The sequence below is a fragment of the Nocardia sp. CNS-044 genome (genome assembly GCF_059570515.1).
Genome location: NZ_JCANSX010000005.1, coordinates 1,383,158 through 1,403,444, shown reverse-complemented (window position 1 = coordinate 1,403,444; position 20,287 = coordinate 1,383,158). Strand labels below are relative to the sequence as shown.

The 20,287-nt window shown below is 69.3% G+C and carries 1 protein-coding gene (only partly in view); it reads right to left on the bottom strand.

Annotation, left to right across the window (positions count from 1 at the left end; genetic code table 11):
• Positions 1-20,287, bottom strand: partial view of a sigma factor-like helix-turn-helix DNA-binding protein gene (locus T333_RS07135; protein WP_496423962.1) — the 5' portion only. 16,355 nt of this gene lie to the left of the window's left edge; the window shows 20,287 of its 36,642 coding nt (coding positions 1-20,287); the start codon lies at positions 20,285-20,287; its stop codon lies off the left edge, out of view.

The window sequence follows — 20,287 nt, the reverse complement described above, 5'->3', positions numbered from 1 at the left end:
CGGTCTCGGCGTAGAGATTGCCAGCAGGGTCGAGAGCGAACATCACCGAGCGGCCGCCGGTGTCGAAAAGCTGACCGTCGTGGGCGCGGTAGAGCCTGCCATCCGGTCCGATGACGATGCGCTGCGTCGCCAACTCCGCCTCGGACAGGTAGTGCACGACCGGATCACCCCAGTCGTTGCGGCGCAGCTCCTCGCCCACATAACCACGCTTCAACTCAACGGTGGGCAGGTTGTCACCGGTCAGCGGAGCCGGGATCTCGTCCGCCGCGAGCACAGCGCCGACGGTGTCGTTCGATGGCGTCGCCGCACGGCCTGGAGCCCGGTGCGCTTGCACTTCGTGCGGGCCTTCCGGGTCGAAGGCGAAGAACGTGCCAGGGTCGCGGCGGGTCCGCGACTTCCGAGCCGGACTGTCCGTTACATCGGCGCCGGTAATCGGCGTCGCCGATTGTTGCTGCGGTGCAGGCACTTTTGGAGCTTGGTTCGGCAAGGTCTCGTTGGCGGCGTCCGCCTGTGCTGGGATCGTGGTCTCAGCGTTCCCGAGCAGGCTGTTGTAGTGCTCGGCGGCCTCCAGAACCCCGGCGTGGTTCAGCCAGTCGGTATACAGCTCGAGCGTCTCCGGGGTGGTGTCCGGGTCGCCGGACAGGTCCCGCTGCTCCAGTACGGTTTCCAGCTCGGCGACCGAGGTGTCCAGCGCCTGCGCCAGCGCCTCGGCGAGGCGCGCGCATTCGGCGCGCAGCTCGGCCAGTCGTGGAGCGCCCGCGGTCAGCACGGCCGGATCGAGGGAGAGCAGACCGGCCATCTCGGCCAGATTCTCGCGCGCCGCCGCCAGCGTGGTGTCCGGGTCCGGCTCGGTCTGCGGAGTCGGCGGCAGGATCTCGGCACACAGGTCCACGAACGCGGCCAGTTCGGGTGAGCCGATCGCCGCCGCGACACGACGCAGCTCGGCTACCGGATCCATGTCACTGTGCGCGGAGTAGCCGCCCAGCTCGTCCAGCGCGAGCAGCTCGGCCAGCTCCTGCTGCAACGCGGCATTTATGTCCCGTAGACGCTGCGCGGCAGCCGCGTCGACCGACCCCGTCTGAAGTTCCTGTACCTGAAGCAGCTGGGTGGCGTTGTCCCAGGTCATACGCCGACCGATCCACTGCCGCAACTCCGGCAACCGACCGGCGTCCACCGCCCGCTGCCATGCCGCGGCGTCCAGGGCGCGCAACTGTCCCTGGACGACATCGAGGGCTTGGCGCAGCAGCCCGGGCCGCTGCATCAGTTCCGGGTCGACCCCCAGGGCTTCGGCCAGATCTCGCTGTGCGGGCGTCAGATCGATGGCGGCCTCGGCGAGGTCGCCCGCCGTCGGCGCGACCGGCGGTGCGCCCTTCATGCCGTCCCAGTAGACGCCGTCGAGGACGACCTCACCGAGGTGTGGGTTGTCGCCTGCGATGCGCACGAGTTGGCTCGGCGTCGGATAACCGCTAACTGGGCCCGCGAGGTCGCGCTGGAGTTGTCGCAGCAGCACTTGATCACGCGCCGTGGCGGTTTCGAGCAGCACCTCGATGCGTGCGGTCAGGATATCCACGGCCTCGTATACCAGCAGCGGATTCCACTCGTAACCGATACGCGCCCAGAAGATGCCGCCGTCCGGCTCGCCGGCCGTCACCAGGATGCGGTCGGCCCGGTTGCGCAGGTACGCGGCATCCACCGCCTCGACGAAGGCCCGGCCGAATCCTCGACCCTGATGCGCCTCATCGAGATGAAGGTCGACGTGGTGCACGGTCACGGAGCCGTCGGACTCGAACCTGTAGGCCTCGGTCAACCCGCCGACCTCGTTGCCGGACTCGTCTACGACAGTTGCCTGCACTTGAATGCCGTCGGCCAGCCGCCGCACCTGAAGGTTCACCAGACTGAACGGGCCGTACTGCCGGGCCAGGCCACTCAGCATGCCCGCCAGCTCCACAGCGCTCGCCCCGTCGGTGGCGGCTTCGAGCACAGCGCGCAACGAGGGCAGTACCGGCTCTTCTGGGTTCGCTGACGTCACACGGTTCGGAGCCGACGTGTCCGGCGCGGAAGCCGGTGTGGTGCCGTCCGGGACCGCCGCGGGCGCCGGATCAGCGTCCGCCTTCGACACTCCCTCATCCGACCGCACAGGCATGACAGCGGTCGAACCGGATGAGCCTTCGCCGACCGAGGGATCCACGGCCTGCGGGCCGACGTCCGAACCGCCGGGGCCGGCACCGGGATCGACCGGAGACCCGCCCTCGGGCCCGGCATCGCCGTCGCCGTCGGTATCGCCATTGGACTCGGGACCGTTCTGCTCCGCCCACGCGGCACGACGCTGTTCCAGCCGACCGACGATCGCTTCGGTCAGTTCGCCGAGCTGGACCGTGCGGTCACCGCGGCCGGTCAAGCCCAGTTCGCGCATACCGTCACGGAAGTCCTGGTCCCAGAACGGGTATACGGCCAGCTCCACGGTGCTGTCACCGAAACGGCACAGCACATAGGACGGCTCGACATTCGTGCGGAGGCCGTGCAGCCGACCGCGGTTGCGCCTGGCCGCGTGCAACAGACCCGCTTCGATGTTGTCCTGCGCGACGTCGAGCACGCTACCGTGCGCGCTGTGCGGGGCCAGCGCCTTCGCCAGTTGGGAAATGCGGCGACCGTCGACCGCTATGGCGAGCTCGCCCGGTACGTGCACACGGACATGACGCACACCGGCGATGGTCGCGTGCAGTGCTGCCACAACCTCGTCGGACACGTCGTGATTCGACTCGTTCAGTTCGAAACTGTTGTCGCCGACACTGAATCGCACGCGACGATCACCGCGCTCACCGCTCTGCTCCAGGACGACGCGAATTTCGCCCCGGCTCTGTCGCAATGCGTCCTCGACCATGTGAGCGAGCTCGAACCCCGCGTCATCGACCTTGCCGGAAGGCCAGTCCGCGAGTTGTCGCGCGGCCCAGTCCCACGCTCTGGATGCGTGCGTCGCAGCGTCGGCGTCGGTTGTGCCGTCCGCGCGCAGCACCAGGACCGCGTCCGGATCGGTCAGTGAGTTGGAGAGGTCGGCGGCTTCCCGGACCTCGGCCAAGGTCAGCGCGGCGGCGGCCAGGTCCGGCGCCATGGGGTGGGCGTCGGCAAGTTCTCGCGCCAGCGCGGCCAGTCCCGCGATATCGGCGGGAACCGGACCGGGTCGGCCGGTCACGCCCAAGACTCGCGAAAGACCCTCTCGCACTGTCGCTTCGAGTTCACGAACCGGCCCGATCGACTCGGCCGATGGCGAAACCGGTTGGGCGAGCAGGGCGGTGACGGCCTCGTGCTGCTGCGCGAGGAAGAACTGCAGCTGCGGGTCGTCGTAGGAGCTCGCCCATGCTTGCAGGTCGGCCATATCGGCCGTGGCCGGGTCCGGCGGATCGGTGAGACCGGCGTCGAGCGGCGCCGCGGCCTCGGGCGAGATGACCGCCTGGAGCAACTGCTCGTACTTGGCCCGATTTCGTGGCTGGCCGGGAACGAAAGGAGCTGTCTCGCCGCCCATTTCACGGTAGCGCTGCTGTTCTGCCCGGAGCCCGAACAGATCTACCGGGTCGATATCGGGTCCGTGCTCGGCGAGATTCGCCAGCCATTCGGCGTACCTGGCGCTGCCCTCCCGGACCGCTGCCACCCAATCCGCCGCCGGGAGGTGTAGTGCATCGAATTCGCGGACGGCACTGGGGAATTGACCGTTCTGCTCCAACGACCAGTTCATCAGGATGCGCGACGCGCGGCCGTTGAAGTCGAGCGGGTGCAGCGATACGAACCTGCGCTGCAGCTCCGCGGCGAGTTCGAAGGGGTCGTAGTCGGATCCATGCTGGGCCGCGTTGTACCAGTCGCACAATTCCTGGAGAGCCTGGTCGACCTCCGCCTGCGACGCGTAGTTCGGGTAGACGATCACGCCGTGTTCGCCGGGCCCGGCGGGCGGCGGCATGTATGACAGCAGTGGGTTCGCCTCGATGGTGGCGATCTGGTCCGCGGTCAGCGGTGTCGACAACACACCCATTCGCGGCGTCGGGGCACCGAACTCCATTTCCGGCGGTGCCGACATCGTCAACTGGTCGTGCATCGCGCGAATGAAGCCGACGGTCAGTTCCTGGTTGCCGTGCTGCCGGGCAACCAGCCTGGCACCCAGGTGCCCCGCCCACCTGCGTTTGCCGAGCGCGGTTTCCGGCTGTGGCTGCTCGGCGATCACGGCAATGGCCAGATACCGCTCCTCGAGCAGGAGCGCCGCCTCGAGCAGTCGCCCTGCCTCGGTGTCGATACCGAGCTCGGCCAAGTAGTCCGCGATCACGGCGTCGATCGAGGAACTCGTGCCGAAGGCGACATCGTCGGCGGGCGGTGCCGCGTTCGGGTCGGCGAACTCCGGGGACAGCAGGATGGCCTGGCCGTCCTTGTACACCGTCGCCCAGAGGGCGGTGGTTTGGTCGGTGCTGCTGCCGGTGAGGTGGGCCAGCGACACTTCGGTTGTGGTGGTGGTGCCGGTGGTGAGTTCGCGGGTACCGGTGGGGGCCGGGCGCTGGAACCATTCGCGGCCGTCGGGGTCGACCCGATCCAGAATGACGGTTTGCCCGTTGAGTTCGAAAGTGTGTGTGCCGTCGGCGTTTTCACCGATGTACGTGAGGGCGGCGGCATGGCCCATGGCGCCGTGGCGGTCGGCGGTCGCGCGCTGTTCGAAGAGGTAGGCGGTGGTGCCGGGGCCGGAGTCGAGCAGGCCGCGGACGAGGCGGGCGTGGGCGGTGGAGTCGGCGTCGGTGACGAAGCCCTGCACCGGAGCGCCGTTGAGTTCGGGCACGATATCGCTCCAGAGCACACCCGCCAGCGAGGGCTCGAGGAGGTCGGCGTCGGTGACGGTGGTGCCCTGCGCCTGGTTGACGAACCGCGCGGCGACCGGCACGCAGTCGTTGTCGTGCTGGTCCAGGTAGTACCGGGTGCGCGGGAATGCGCCGTCACCGTCCACCTCGACGGTGACCGAAAGCACCTGCTCGCCGGGGCTGCCGGTGACGCGCGCCGAGACGTGCACGCCGCCGCGCGCCAGATCGTGGTCGTTGGTCGTGAAGGACCGGGTGGCCCGGTGGACGATGTCCGTCACCTCGGCGAGCGCCTGGTCGACCTTGGCCGCGGGCCAGCCGCCCATGATGGCGCGCAGCCTGCTGTCCACCCCGTCCAGGCCCTGCACGCCGTAGTACAGCGTGCTGCCGAACCGGCGGGTGCGTGCCGGATCGTTGGCTATCGGGTCGATCTCGGAGGTGAACCCGAGCGGTGTCGGGCGCGCACCGGTCAGGCGCTGCCAGAGGGTGCGCGCGCGCGGATGGCGCGGGCGCTGATCCCAGTCGTAGCCCGCGGCTTTCGCCGCCGCGGTCGCCTGCTGCACGGTGGCGCCGGGGTTCTGCGCGAGGAACTCGATCGAGGCGAGCGCGGCCTCGATCCCGACGATGTCCTCGCGCACCGCCTGGTTGGACAGCAGCCGCTGCCACATGGCGGCGATGTCGGTGTTCTGCGGGATCTCTGTGTTGCGCAGCAGGTACTCGCGCACCTGGCGCAGTGTCTCGATGATCTCGTCGCGGGAGCGCAGGTTGCCCGCGTGGTCTTTGAGCCAGGTCGAGCCGTCGCCGTGCTTGGCCATGGTCGAACCGTCGGGGTCGCGCACCCAGGCATTGCCCTTGCCGCGCACCCAGCGCTTCGGATCGCCGCCGGAGTAACGATCCGGATCGGCGAGGGCATGGTCGGCGATCTGTGCCAAGTTGCTGTCGGCCTCGAAGACCCGGTTGTGCTCGAAGCCCTCGTAGGCGGCCTCGGTCCGCTCCCGCAGCTCGGCCCGTTCGGCTTCGTTGTCGGCCCAGCGCTGCCGCAGCGCCTCTGGAATCTCGACGCTCTCGCCGGTGTAGGGCAGCGCGTAGGAGCCGTCCAGGCGCGCCTGCTCCGAATTCAGTTGCGGCTTGGCCAGTTCCGGGTTGTGCAGCGTCTGCGGATCGGGCTGGCTGGTGTCGAGCCAGCCGTAGGTGCGGGTGCCGCGCACCATCGGAATCAGCTGGATCCAGCGGCCGTCGCGCACCGCCGGAATCCATTGCGCGACATCGGCCATTGCCCAGGCCAACGCCGGATGTCGTTTGGCGAAGTCGGCCGAGAGCGGCAGCTCGATCGACTTCCCGTGCGCGGTGTTCGCGGGCAGCCACCGGGTGGCCGAGAGGACGAACTTACCGATCCATGGACGGTTCTGGATCAGGTTCTTAGTCCACGGATGGCCCGGAATCCGGTCCAGGATGCCCAGCGCGAGGATACGCAGGTGGAACAGGTTGAGCCCGACATCGGAGCTCCACGCGTTCACGCCCTCGGGAACGTTGTAGATCGTCGGCGAGAACGGCGGATTCTGCGGGAACAGGAACCCTGGAACCTCACCGGCCTCGAATTCGTGCAGCCCGGCCATGATCTTGTCGAAGGTCGGGACCATAGAGACCTTGAACAGGAACGGCGGCTGCGGGTCGGTCCACTTCTCCTTCTCCCACTTGCGCGGGTGCTTCCCCGGCTCCCAGGCGCCTGCGCGCTGGGTCAGTTCGGCATCGGTGGACGGCAGATCGACGGTGCTCTCGTAGTGGCCCCGCGCGTCGAGCTGTACCCGAGTGAACCGCACGGTCAGCGGCGTGGTGTCCGACTTCGCCATGCCGAGCAGCAGATTCAGGTCGGTCCGCGCCGACAGCGTCGCTTGCAGCGCCTGCCGGTAGCCGTTGACGTCCGTGTCGGTGCCGACGACCACGATCTCGCTGTCCCCGAACAGCCCGGTGGGCTGCGCGGCGGGCCGCACGCCGACCCGCTCCGAGATCGGCAGCAGGCCGAGGGCGTTCATCGCGTCCAGCGCGGCCTGCCGCTCGGCCAGCTCGCTCCGTTGCGATTCCGCGTCTTTCAGCTGCTTGGCGGCCTCGCGTAGCTGCTGCACGAGCTCGGCGCCAGGTTCCCGCGGTCCGGGGTAGCGGGGGTTGAGGTGATCGGTATCGCTGATCTGGAAGACCAGGGCGAGCGCGGCCCGCGCATTCGTCGCGGAGATGATCTCCGTCGTCAGCGCGGACTTCATCAGGGTCAGATCACCCGGCGGCAGCTTCCTCCGCAGCAGTTCCAGCGAGTTCTCCACCTCGCTGAGAGCATGCGTGGCCTGCCGCAGTTTGGCGCGGGCAGCGGCCAGATCCTGGTTCCGGGCCTGCTCCGCTTCCGGAGTATCGACCGTGTCGGCCTCGAGCAGCGCGATGCCCGCACGCAGCTTGTCCCGCAACGCTTTACCGCGGTCGATCTGCTCTTCCAGTGTCTGCTGGACGCGCTCGGCGGTCTCGATGCGGTCGCGTAGCTGGAACGCCGCCTCGAGGTTGTCCACGAGGTCGATATCGGAGCGGAACCGCGCGATCTCGGTGTCGCCGCCCAGGTGGGTGGCCAGCTGCGCCTCCAGCGCGTCGATGCGGGCTTGCAGGTCGCTGCCCTGCTGCGTGATCGAGGTCTGCCACACCTCGACCGCCGCGGCGCGCGCGGACTCCGCCGCACCGGTTTCCGCGACGCGCTGCTCGATGTCGGCCGCCAAGCTACGGGCCAGCTCGCGATCCCCGGCGTTCTGCGCGGCCATGGCTTGCTGCCGCAGATCCGCGATCTCGGCGCGCAGGTCGGCTTCCCTCGCCACCGCGGCAGCCATCTCGGCGCGCAACCGCGCCACCTCGGCCGCCGGGCTGGGCGGCGCGTTGGCCGGTGGCTGCCGATGCGCGGGCACCGGGGCGTTCGGGTCCGGTGTCTGGCCGATGGCGAGATCGGCGGCGGGCAGTGCGGCGGCGAGGTCGCCGAAGTTCGCCACCTGCTGACCGGCCTTCCAGGCCACGGCCCAGGTGGCTTTGGTTTCGTAGCGGCTACCGCCGGTGAGATCGGCCAGCGAGACCCGGGTGCCGTCCGGGGCGACGAACCATTCCAGGTTGCTGCGCTTGGAGCCGACCTCGTCGTAGGTGACGCGGCGGCCGTCGATCTCGAACTGATTGCCGCCCAGGTACTTCACGGTGTAGGAGTGCGCGCCGACACCGTGCGCGTCGGGGGTCCATCGCTCGTCCAGCACCCAGGCGATGGCGCCGGGGCCGCCCTGCTCGCGCAGCGCCTGGATCAGTTCGACGTGGCCGCGGGCGTCGCTGTTGTCGAAGCCGCCCGGCTGGGCGCCGCGCAGCATCGGCCGCACGTCCTGCCAGTCGCGGCCGGACAGGTTGTTCGGCAGAGGGATCGGGACATCGACGATGTTGCCCTGGTCGGCCAGGACACGACTGAGCGAATCGGAGACACAGGTGTTGATCGCGGCGGGACCGGCGGGATCGATCTCGCTGCTGTAGTAGGTCACCAGTGCCGTCAGGGCCTCGATCTCGGCGGCGGTCTGGCGGACCTCGGCACGCAACTGCTGGTGCAGCGCGGTCAGGGTGTCGGGGTCGCGGACGAACAGGTCCGCGAACTTCTCGGTCTTGAACTTTCCGAAGGCCGCCTTGTACTGCGCGTCGGTGGTGTTGTAGATGTCGGCGCCGTGCAGGCGCACCCAATCCTGCTCTGGCACCGGCACTCCCGGCACGGTGCCAGGACCGGCTAGTTGCAGTCGCGCGAGCAGCAGATCGACGTCGGCGATCAGGTCGGCCAGGTGCGCGGGCGCGTCGGCGAGGTTGATCGGGGCGATGTCGTCGGCGACCCGCGGATCCCGGGTGAACAGCTCCGGATCGGCCTCCAGCTGCTTCAGCAGCGCGTCGATCTCCTTGGTCAGCTTCGGTTTCGCTGTCTTCAGCGCCTCTAGCGTGGCCTTGGGATCGGTAGCCAGCTCGGCCCGGGACAGCTCCAGCTTGTTCAGTGCGGTGTCGAGCTTGTGGTAGGCGTCCAGGGCGTGCAGGTTGCGCGCGTACTCGACCAGCGCCTCGATCTGAGCGGCGCGTACCTCGTTGTCGAAACGCAGCCGCTCCAGGGTGGCGTCGATCTGGCTCGGGGTCAGATCGACGCGACCGATCGGCAGGCGGCCCACCAATTCGGTGATGGCTGCTTCGATTTCGCCGCGCGACATCCGGGACAGGTCCAGCGCCGGGCCGCTCGGTTCCGCCTGCGCCGGATCGGTGACCGTCTGCCAGGGGCCGCCCTCGTAGCGCACCATGGTGACGGTCAGGTTCCGGCCGTCGAAGTCTTCCGAGATATGGCGTACCGCAGGCGAATCCATCGCCGCCGTGGCCACCCGCCAGGTGCCGCCGACCTCACGCGGCCAGGCCACGCGGTACTCGACCTCGAGACTGCCGTTGTCGATCAGCTCCACCAGTTCGGAATTCGCCGGGTCGGCTAGTGCCTTCGCCAGCGCCGCATCGTGATTCATGGCGTTGTCGATGACGACCAACTTCATCGGCGAACCGACCAGCCCGACGCCCGGATGGTTGGCCGGATCGATCAGGAACCCGCCGCTGACCCGAATCCATTCGCTGCCCGCGATATTCGCCATCACCTCGGCGTGCTGACCGAAATTGTCGTCGGCGTCGAGGACCTGCTGCGCCTGCCGCTGGAAGGCGGTGACCGCATCCTGGAGGTCGGTGAGCCGAGTCTGCAACTCCGTCAGCACATTCGGGCTCTCGGGATCGATGCCGAGAATGTGCGCGCGGTGGTCCAGCTCGGTGCGGATGTGGTGGCGGCGCAGGGCCTCCTCGAAGAATCTGCGGCCCGCGGGCGTGTCGCGGTGCGACAGGTCCCACCACATGCGGCCGCCCTGCATGTTGTTGTTGACGCCGGTCCAGCCCATGAGGGTCGCGCGACCGTTCCGGGCCGCCTCGACTTCGCGCGCGTACCGCTCCAGCGGGCTCGGACGGTTGATGACCGCTGCCGGTAGCAGATGCGACAGGTCGATATCGGGCAGGAAGGGAATGTCCGCGTTCTCCGCGTCGTACCGGGCCAGCGCCGCTTTGAACGCCTCGGCCGTAACGGCTTCGCGGGTCAGCAGATACCGCGCCTGATCGATGGCGGCGCGCACCGACTCCGGGCTCAGGTCCGGCAGTTCGATGCCGAGCGGGCCCGCCAGCGCCAGCAGCGCCCGCGCCCGCGCATCCAGCTCCTGCGCGGCCTGCCGGACCTCCTGACCCCATTCGGCGAGCTCGTCGTGCGCCAACGCCGACGGATCGTGTTCGGCGTCGGCGGGGACCGGCGGTTCCAGCGAGGCGTCGATTCCAGGCGTGGGCTGCGCGGGCGGAAGTGCCGGTGGCGCGGGCGGTCCCGCGAGGAAGCGGTCGGCCAGCCCGAGGCGGCGGAGTTCGGCCTCGTTCTCGCTGATCTTCTGCGGGTCGGCGTCTTCGCGGGCGTAGTCGTAGACATCGCCGGTGCGCGTGACGGGTCCGTGCGACTCCGCCGACGTGACCTGGCCGAGCAGGAAGGCCTTGATCTTCGGCCAGTTGCGCTTGAGGTTGACCACCTCGCGTGCGGTGAACGCGGGGTTGGCCTCGAAGTTGCCCCAGAAGTCGCTGTCGGCCAGCTGACCGAAATTCTGCACCGTGAACGATTGGCCCAGCGGCACCATCTCCGACGGCGGGTGCTGCGGGTTCACCACGCCCTGCCGGTCTCGCAGGGTCTGGATGACGCCCGGGTCCGCTTCCGGCGCCTTGGCGATCGCGGCGGTGGGCACCTCCGGCGCGGGCAGGCGGGTGGCCGGTTCCACGCGCCAACCGCCGGAACCGTCCGGCGTCAGCTGGACCGGGATACGTTCGCCGCCGACCTCCAGGTCGATTCGCACGGGGCCACCCGGTGTCGGGCCCGCTTGCAGCACCTGGGTGACATCCGCCAGATCCGCGACCGCCTGGGCGCGGGCCAGTGTCTCCGCCCGCAGCCGCTCCAGGGTGTCGGTCAGGTTCGCCGACGCCAGGCCGTCGGCCGGGATCTGGAGCAGCTTCGCCCACACTTCGATGATCTTGTCGATCTCGGTCCGCTGGTGGGGGTCCAGCGCGAGGTCACGGCGCCCCATGGCGGTGGCCAGCGCTTCGATCGCGCCCGCGCGCAACAGGATTCGATAACGCTGCTGCGCGACGGTGGTCGCGAGATTCGCCGGTTCGCGCTGCTCGGTCGTGAGCTCGAGCTGGTCGGCGAGCGACTGCTGCGCCTGCGCCATGGTGAGCGGGCGCGGCGGGTCGGCCGGGTCCGGCGGCGACACCAACGGCCCCGCGACGGCAGCCGGGTGTGCGAGCGGAATCGGCGGCGCCGGTTGGGTTTCCGGCGGGTTGCCGATCGACCGCTGGAACTCCTCGGCCGCGTCGCGCTGGGCTAGGAAATCGGCGTCGGACGGATCCGACGGGTAGCGCCAGTAGTGCTCCCCGGGGAACTGCTCGTCGGCTGTGAGCGTGTCGAAGTTCGCCGGGAACAGCATGTGCTGGTTCGCCAGGCCGTCCGGCGAGGCATCCAGGAAGTGCCGGGTCAATGCCATCTGCGACATGTCCTGGAGTGCGGACTGCGGATCCGGCAGTGCCCCGAGGGTTTCCGCGAGACCGAGGCGCTCGGCCAGGGTCTGCGCGTAGGCCAAGTGCACGGCGGAAGGCTCGGCCCCGGATTCCGGTTCCGTACGCAAGCTCGGTGTTTCGCCGAAGAACCGCGCCGCCTGATGCACCGGGTCCTCGGGCCTACGCGGAGTGGGCAGATCCTGGCCGAAACGCACACCGGCGTCCGGCATCGGCCCCTGGTCGCCGAGACCCGGGACATGAGCGTCGTTCTGGAAGATGCTCGCCCAGGTGGCCGCGGTCTCCGCCGGTGTGCCACCGGTCAATTCGGCCAGCGACAGCGGATCGGTGCCGCCACCGGGGCCGAGGTCGAACAACTGCTCTTGGCCGTTGTCATTGATATCGGTGAGCAGAACCCGCTGGCCGTCCACATCGAAGACATCCTGGCCCAGGTAGGTCACGGTGTAGATGTGGCCGCCGACACCGTAGTCGTCGACAGTGGTCCGCTGGTCGATCACCAGGGCCGAGGCGCCCGGGCCCTGCGCACGCAAGGTGGTCAGCAGGCGGGCATGTGCGCTGCCCTCCTCCCCCGGCAGGAACGGCTCGGGCTGCGCGGTCCCCAAGCGGTCCGACAGATCGGCCCACGGCACACCGCCGATCCGGTCGGGATCGACGGCGAACTCGCCGAGCACGTTCGGGTGCCGCACTGCCAGCTGGTCGAAAGCCCTTGGCACACAGTGGTTGATGGGCGTGCCGCCGGTCGGCACGCGGTAGTAGGTCTCCGACAACGCCGCCAGAGTGGCCAGATCGGCGGCATCCGCGCGGACATCGGCCCGCAGTTCCGCCAGCGCCTCGGCGATCTGCTCCGGCGTGCGCAGCGCGGCCGCGTCGAGCCGGCCCGCCCGGAAATTCTTGTAGATCGACTCCAGCTCGGCCGGGGTGGCGGTGTCCATGTCGACGCCAAGCAGGTGCAGCCAGTCGGCGTCCGGATCCGGGATGCCGGGGACCTTGCCGGGCAGCGTCTGGCCGTGCCGGGCGAGCGCCAGGAAGTCCGCCATATCGTCGACGAGCAACCCCACCTGGTCGTGGGTGTCGCTGTGATGCATCGGCAGCCCACCCGGCCGCAGCCGATCCTGCGCGTCGTAGAGATTCGGATCGAAATCGACCAGATCGGGATCCCGGTTCAGCAGCTTGGCCAGGGCATCCAGCTTCTTGGCCCGTTCGGGATGCCGCTGCTTCAGCTCCTCGATCGCGTCGAGCGGGCGCCCGCGCAGCTCGGACCGGTTCGCCTCGGCCTCGTGCAGCGCCCGTTCGAAGGCGTTGAAGCGGGCCACATTCGCGTGCAGGCGGGCCAGATCGGCCATGGCCTCGATCCGCACCGCGCGCAACCGGTTCGCGGCGCGTGCCGTGTCGAGGGTGTCCTCGACACGGTCCGGGGCCAGATCGGCCAGCTGGACACCCTGCCGAGCCGCCGCGTCCTCGACGCGGGCCACCAGCTCCGCGGTCGACAGCGCGGTGGGGTCGGGCACCGGAATCCGGTTGTCCGGCGGCGTGAGCGCGCTTTCGCTGGGGATGACTCGCCAGGGGCTGTCGTCGTCGTCGCGGACCATGGTGAGCTCGAGCCCGCGACCATCCACGGCGCCGGAGAAATGCCGGACCTGCGGCGCGTCCACCTCGGCCACATGGATGACGCCGGAGCGGTCGGCCCAGGCGACCCGGTACTCCAGCTCCAGCTCGCCCTGGGTCAGCATTTGCGCGATATCGGTATTGCGCGGGTCGGCGAGCGCGTTGGCCAGCTGCTGGTCGTGATCGCCGCCGTCGTTGATCACCACCAGGCGCTGCGGATCGCCGTCCAGCAGGCCGATACCCGGCGCATTGTCCGGATCCAGCAGGTCGCCGCCCTGGTCGAGCAACCACCGGTGCCCCGCCGTGGCCGCCATCTCCTCGGCGATCCTGGCGAATGCGGTGTCGGCGTCGGTGTAGGCGGCCGCCAGTCGCTCGAATACGGCTGCCTCTCGCGCCAATTCGGCAGCGCGGTCGTGCAGGGCGGTCAGCGCGCGGGCGACATCGGCCGGGCTGTGCGCGGCCGGATCGACATCGAGCATGTTGGCCCAGGTGCCCAGTTCGGCGCGTACCTGTTCGCGCTGCACCGCCTCCAGGAACGCCTGGCGGGCCTCCGGGCTCGGGTTGCCCTCCGGATCCCACCAGAGCTTCAGCCGCGTCGGATTGTTGTTGACGCCATTGGCTTCGGAGTCCGCACCGGGCAGACCAGCCTTGATGGCCTGCTCGCGCATATAGCGCTCGAGCGGATCCGGCCGCGCGTCGTTGGTCGGCAGATAGCGCAGGCGCTCGTTCTCGTTGTGGAACCGCGTGGCCGCCTGCGCGTACGCCGCGGCCGCCGCGGCCTGCCGCATCGCCCGGTAGTTCGCCTCACCGACCGCGGTCCGTACCGCGTCGGGGCTGAGGTCGTCCAGCGATAGCGACAGCGCGGCCGCGCCCCGGTAGAGCGCGATTCGGGCGGCATTGCGGTCGGCGATGGCGTTGCCGAGTTCCGTGCCGCGGCGAGCCAGATCCGGATCGGGGCCTTGCGGTTCCGCGTCCTGAACCGGCGCCACCACGTCCTCGTCGATGCCGGCGCGCTCGTCGGGCGCGATCGAATCCGGCGCCAGCGGTTGACCGATTTGGGGACTGGCCGAGTAGTTGCCGGTGACCAGGGTCCAGAACGCCTCGCGGCCCTTCCACAGCTTCGACGCCTGCAACGCGAAGAACGCCGGATCCCAGTTGAACCCACTGACATCGGCCGCCGCGTCACCGGACAGCAACTCGATCTCCGCGCCGAACGCGTTGTAGAGATCGCTGTTGTTCTCCGAACCGAGCGCGTACTGGATCGGTCGACCGGTGCCGTGGCTGCCGAGGTGGGTGCGCAGGAACTTCAACGCCCGCTTCCACCGGCTCTGCGGTTGCGCGTCGGGGTCGCTCGATGGCTCCGGCACCGGCGGCGGCGCCAGCGGCTCGGCGGGCCGCACCCGCCATCCTCCGGAACCGTCGGCGGTCAGCAGCACCGGCACCCGCTGACCGTCCACCACCACCGTGTACCGGCGGGTCTCGCCCTCGGCCACTCGGTCGGCCCGGCCCTCGGCCTCGTGCACCGCTTGGGCGACATCGGCCAGATTGTTCAGGGCCACGGCGCGGGCAAGCACGTTGTCGCGCAGCCGCTCCAGTGTCGTGTCGACCTGCCCCTCAGCCAGATCGCTTTCCGAGAGCTGGAGCAGATCCGCCCATTGGTTGACGATCTTGGTGAGATCCGCCCGCTGATTGGGGTCGACGGCGGCAGCCAGCCGGGCCATGGCGGCCGCGAGCGACTCGACCGCCCCCGCCCGCAGCATGGTGCGATACCGCTGCTCCGCGATGGTTTCCGCGAGCTTCGCCTTGGTCACCTGGTCGGCGTTCAGGCGCAGCTGTCGCAGCAGCTGCGCCTGCTCCGACTCCGGCGCGAGCGTATGCGGGGCCCGGGAATCGGGCCGGGCCGGCGCCGGTCCCAGCGCGGGTGCGATCGCGTCCGGCACGGCGATCGGCATGGCGGGCGCCGGGGTGTCGGGATCGACAACCGGCAGGGCGTGGGCTTCGTCGCGCTGCCGGGCGAAATTCGGGTCGCTCGGATCCGGCGAGTAATTCCAGTACCGCTCGCCCAGATGCTGCTCGTCGATGCTCAATGGAGCGAAAGCGGCCGGGCCCATGTGCTCGTTCATGTGCCCGGTGACCGGGGTCGGGTCGAGGAATCCGCGCGCCCAAGCCATTTGGGCCAGATCCGCGAGGATCCGGCGCGAGTCCGTGAAGCTCGACAGCGAGTCGCCGAGGCCGAGTGCCTGCGAAAGGCGGGTCAGGCGGTCGCGGTCGGCGTCGGTCAGCGGGGACAGGTCGCCCGTCGGCGTCGTCTGGCGAGCCGGGATCGGCTGCGGACCGGACGCCGATTCGGCTTCGGGGTCCGGAGTCTGCTGTGCCTCGGGATCGGGCTGTGCTTCCGGATCGGGAGTCTGCTGTGCTCCCGGATCAGGCTGCGCACCACGATCGGGAGTCCGCTGAGCCTCCGGATCGGGCCGCGCACCCGGGTCCAGGTTCTGCTGCGAATCCGGGTCCGGCGCGGGCTGGTTGGCGCCGCGCTCTTCGTCGCGCCTGCGCTGCTCCTCCTGCTGACGCTGTTCGTCCAGGAAGCGCCGGAGGTCGCGCATCGGATCGCGGCGGCCCTGATCGTCGCCGACCCGCGGCCGGTTGTCATCGTCGTCGTGGCCCTGGGTGGCGGCACCTGTCGCGAGCGGATGCACCGCGAGCGGGCGCACGGAGTTGCCGTTCGCGTCGTAGACCATGACCCAGGTCTTCTTCGCGTCCGGCAGATTGCTCGGGTCGAACTCGACCGGGCCGTCCGGATGCTTGTACGGGTCGTCGAGCATGATCTTGCCGGTCGCCTCGTCGTAGTACATGACGTACGCGTGCGCACCGACACCGTGCTCATCGACCGTTCGATTCTGGTCGACGACGATGACCGTCGCCTTACCCTTCATGAACTTCAGCGCCTCGGCGATCGCCTTGTGCGGCGACTTGCGCTTGCCGACCTTGACCTCGGTCGCCTGGGAATCGGCGTGCTCTTCGAGCCGACGCATGGACACGCCGTCCAGGCCCACTTCGGTCGGTACGGTGATGTCCGGGTTACCGGTACGCTGGCGCGCCCGGTACAGCGCCTGCTCGGAACACCCGTTCACCCGCAATGGGGGCCGATCGGTGTCCAGGTACGACTCGTTGTCGGGCGCTTGGAATTCGGTTGTGCCTGCGGCGATGTTCTCCAGCCGGTACATGCGGTCGACCGGCACGCCGTTCTTCGGCGGCTTCGCGCCGGTCGTTTTCGGGGCGTTGAACTGGCGGAACAGACCGTTGGCGCGATCCTGGACGTGCACACGGACGTCGTCGCCGAAGTGCTTCTTCCGGATCATCGGAGCGTCTTCTTGGCCGGAGAAGCCGACCAGCACGACGTCGTCGACCAAACGCTCCAAACGACCCTTGCGGCCGGACGATTCGACGACGTCGACGCCGTAGCCGCGCGCGATGATCTTGTTCGAAACCGCGATCTCGGGTTGCCCCTGCGCCAACCGACCCTCGTTGAGCGCTGTTCGAGTCGCGCTGAAGGCGGCCAGATCCCGGGCGAGCAGCTTGCCACCTCGACGGGCATGCCAGGTGGTCATGGCCTGGGCCTTGTTCGGCGTGCCGTAACCGACCCATGCGATCGACGCCGCCGATTCGTCCGCGCGTAGTCGTCCGGCGGTCGCCTGGTACTGGCCGGCCATCTGGCTCACTGTGCTGCCGATAGTGGCCAGCGACGCGTCCCGGCCCGGGACGTGCCAGGACAACTGGGTCGCGGTGTCGACGTCGCCCATGGCGATGGCCGCACGGCCGCTGCCGTTGAACGCGGTGGAGTCGAAGGCCAGGACGTACACCGGCGTGTTCGGCGCGACGGCTCGGGCCACCCCCTGCGCTGTGGCGATCGCCTGTCGGGTACGCAGCAGGTTCACCAGCTGCTTGTGCGAGAAGGAGTCCAGCTTGCTCTGCCTGACCAGACTCTCCAGCTCGTTCTCGACGCGCTCGACCGTCTTCGCGGCCTCGGCGCGAGCCTCGTTGATCCGCTGTTTGGCTTCGGCTCGTTCCTGGGCGGCCTGACGGCGTGCCGCCGCCTTCTCCGCCCGGCTGCTGTCCGGATCCACTTGGGTCCGTGCCCGCGGCTGCTCGGCTTTCGCCTGCGCCAAGGCGGCCGCGGCCCGCTGTTGCTCGGCAAGCAGACTTGCCAACCGCGCCTGTTGGGCTACGGTCAACCCGCTGCGGGCGATCAGATCCCGCGACTCTCGGTCGATCCGTATCCAGTTGGCGGTGTGGACATCCGGCGCGGGGATGCCCGGCGCATTGTTGCCGAAGCTGGCCGGATGCACCCGGAGCAGGACCAGCCGCTGCTCCGGCGCGATCGAGTTCCACCGCTCGGAGTTCTTGCGCGCCAAGGCATCCGCCTCGGCCTGAGTGGCGTTGGGGCCGAGTTGGAAATCGGCGGGCTTCGGCTTGCCCGCCATGCTGTCGAGGATATCGGCGGCCTGCTGCTTTTCCGCGTCGGTCGCTGGACTGGTGTCAGGCGCCCGGCGCGGGCGAGCGTTCTCGTCGGTGTCGGGATTCTGGCCTGCCGAATCGTCCGGCTGGTTCCGGGTTTCCGGATCGGTATCGGTGTCGGTGTCGGTGTCGGGATCCGTGCTGGCGTCCGGATCGGTGCTGGGGCGTGCCGGAGCCGGGGCCGTGGGGGTCGGTGGCGGAGGCGGCAGGAACAGCGCGGAATCCTCGCCGACATCCGGACGCGCCGCCGGGTCCTCGTCGCTGTCCGGACGCGCGGGCGCATCCTCGTCACTGTCGGGCCGTGCCGGGGCATCCTCGTCGCTGTCGGGCCGCACTGCCGGGTCCCGGTCGCTGCGTGGCCGCGCGAGCGCATCGTCGTCGGTGTCGTTCTGTGTCGCCGGATCCAGGGTGCTATCGGTCCGCGCCTGGGCGACCTGTGCGTCGCTTTCCGGTGTGACCTGCACCTGGCCGTCGGCGTCGCTCTCCGAGTCGACCGTGGTATCGCGTTGCGGCGCTTCAGTATCCGAGAACTGGGCCTGCACCTGACCGACCGGGGCCGCGCCGGGGGTTGCGGCCTGAACGGAGGAGCCCGCACGCGACGCGGATGTCGACGCGGCGTCGGTGCTCGGAGTGACGTTGGCCGTGCCGTCGTTGAAACCGGCAACGGAGGTGTCCCCGGCGCGGGACACACCGGGCATATTGGGCGTCGAAGGCCGCCCCGCGCCCGGCTGGCCGGTGGCGGAGCTCGACTGGCCAGTTGTCGGCGACGCGGAGGTGGACCCCGGCGCGGACGACGAGCTGCCCGGCGCGACACTGGACGCACCCGTGCTCGTGGACGCGCCCGGCGCCGACGTGCTCACACCGGGCGCAGTCGACCCCGGCGCCGCCATTCCGGCTCCGTTGAACGCGGTGTTCGAGCCGATGTTCGGGTTCGAGTTGGGGTCGACCGAAATGCCTGCACCCGAGCCGATTTGGGAGCCGCCCAGCGGTGTACCGGCTAGGTTGTCGACCGCGCCCGGATCGGTGACCGGGCTGACCCGCGCCGCCCCCGATTCTGGATCCGTAACACCCTCTCCAGCAACAGGATCCGACGCACGCAAGCTGGGATTGTCGGCTACCGAACTCGAATCACCCGCCTGGGGAGCCGAATTGCTCTGGTTTCCACCAGAATTCGACGAATTACTGTCGCTCGCACCGGCTTCCGAGCTCTGCGGACCCGCCTGCGGACCGGCGCCGGCCTGCTGCTGGTTTCCCGCGCCCGAGTCGGCGGCACCGGCCTGCGGCGCGTTCGTATCCTGCCCGGCGGGCGGTGCGGACGTGTTGCCGGCACTGGCGGTGTTCGTGCCCGGGCTGTTGTCCCCGGCCCCGTTCTGGTTCCCGGCCCCGTTCTGATTTCCGGCGCCATTCTGGCTTCCCGCGCCCGAGTCGGCGGCACCGGCCTGCGGCGCGTTCGTATCCTGCCCGGCGGGCGGTGCGGACGTGTTGCCGGCACTGGCGGTGTTCGTGCCCGGGCTGTTGTCCCCGGCCCCGTTCTGATTTCCGGCCCCGTTCTGATTTCCGGCGCCATTCTGATTGCCGCCGCCATTCTGGTTTCCGGCGCTGTTCTGGTTTCCGGTGCCCGAGTTGTCCCCGGTGGGATTGGCGGGATCGGTCCCATTGGTCGGCTGACCTGGCGGCGCGGTACCGTCCGGCGGGGGCACGTTGACGTTCCCGCCGCCGATGTTGGGCCCGCCCAAGAACTGACGGTTGCCACGGAAACTCGACGCCGCGGACGGGATCGCACCGGAAAGGCTGCCACCGACGAACGCATGCGGAGTCCACTGGCCGGTCAGCAGGCCTGCCATCGTCGCACCGGCCGCGCCCGCACCTATGCCGACCAGCCCACCACCGAGGGTGCGGGTCCACCGGTTGTCGCTCGACATCATCCGGTTGAGCGCCGGAATATGTCCCAGGCCATACCCGGCGCCACCACCCGCGGCACCCGCCGCGAACGAGACACCCACGTTCTTCAGGTAGCCTCCCCAGTCGAAGGGCTGCGACTTCAGGCCCTCCGCCTTGAGGATGTTGTGGATAGCGGCTTCCTCGATGGTGGTTTGGACGACCTCGACCAAACCCTCCTGAATCATCTCGTAGACGACCTTGGCGATGACGGTGCGCGCCGCCTCGGACAGGAAGCGCTGACCGATGATTCGAGCGATGGCGCTCTCCAGAATCCCGCCGATCACCCGGAAAGCGGCGCGGGTGGCAGCGATCGCACCGGCCTGGACGGCGGGCGCGGCCGGGCCCGCGGCCGCCGCCCAGGTCAGCTCGATGACCAGCCAGCCGAGCGCGAAGATCGCACTCAAATGATTGGCGTGTACCTCGCCGGTGAAGTCGTCGACCGCGGTGGCCAGCTGGTCGAAGGACTTGCCCATCAGCTCGATGGAGCCATGCTTCGGGTCTTGGCCGTGGATTACGCTCTGGAGCGAATCGAAGATCTTCTCGCCGCCGCTGCCCAGCGGGTAGGACACGCGGACCGATTGGCTGGCGGTATCGGCTTCTGCGATGGCGTGCTCGAGGATCTCCCGACCGACCTCACGCAGCACATCCGAGATCCCGTCCAGATCATTGGGATCGATGTGGGTGATCTCCGCACCCGCCACCCACCCGACCCAGGCGAACTCGTCGGGAATATGCCAGTAACCCAT